Here is a 944-nt window from a genome sequence, read left to right as displayed (position 1 = left end):
CCAAATTCTTTCAATAGATGCATAGTACGTTAAAACACAGAATAGGTGAAACAGTATGTTTTTATAGATTTGATCGGTTTTTTAGATTTAATTATTATTTACTTAAATCAAAAAAAAAGCCAACCTGAACTCATCCAGCGCAGGTCGGCAAACTGGTTAAACTAGAGTAAGACCACACCAAATACCGCCCCAGCAATCAAGACATGTAAGGGATGAACCTTTTTAATTAAAGATAATAAAGTTGCAATGACGACCATAATGACAAGTAAAGTATTTATTGCCGCTGCCTCAGAAATAATCCACGCACTGGCAAGCACAGTACCCACAGTGACAGGTTGTAAAGCAAGCTGTAAAACACGGCGCCATTTCTTATCTTTAAATTTTGACCAGCCTCTCATTACAAACACAGTAATAATTGATGAAGGTAAAAATTTAGCAGTAGACGTTACCAGTAGACCTGACAACCCTGCTACATGCCATCCTACCAACGGTACAATCATCATGTTTGGACCGGGAGCTGCTTGAGCCATAGCAAATAATGCACTAAATTCTTGTGCCGTCATCCAATGATGAATATCAACGACTTGGCGCTGCATTTCGGGCAAAATTGTATTGCCGCCACCAAATGCAATAAGAGACAATTGAGTAAAAATGATGGCTAAAGTAAGTAAAACTGCGCCCATTACACACGTCTCCAAATAATAGTTGAATAAAGTGCCAACAAAATCAGCATGGTCAAAAGCAAGGAGATTTTTAGAAAAGCAATGCTAACAATTGCCGCCACAACAACACACATCGCTATTGGGTTACGTAATAATGGTTTCAACATTTTCAAACCGGTTGCTACCAGAAGCCCAGCAGCAGCAGCTCCCAGCCCTTCAAAAAGATGCTTAACCATAAGGTTGTCTTGGAACTGCTCATAGACATAATGTAAAAGTACAACA

General features: G+C 39.2%; 2 protein-coding genes. Both read right to left on the bottom strand.

All coding sequences use genetic code 11. The annotated features are described in order from the left end of the window. Positions 1 to 161: 161 nt before the first annotated feature. Positions 162 to 683, bottom strand: a complete 522-nt coding sequence (locus tag UC75_RS01525) for a chromate transporter (protein ID WP_009388239.1) — start codon at positions 681 to 683, stop codon at positions 162 to 164. After that, the coding region (locus UC75_RS19690) for a chromate transporter (RefSeq protein WP_416202193.1) at positions 683 to 944 on the bottom strand (262 nt) is incomplete at its 5' end. The genes UC75_RS01525 and UC75_RS19690, both read right to left, overlap by 1 nt.

Source organism: Acinetobacter sp. V2 (assembly GCF_001188385.1).
Classification (GTDB): Bacteria; Pseudomonadota; Gammaproteobacteria; order Pseudomonadales; family Moraxellaceae; genus Acinetobacter; species Acinetobacter oleivorans.
This window is presented reverse-complemented; position numbering and strand designations above follow the sequence as displayed.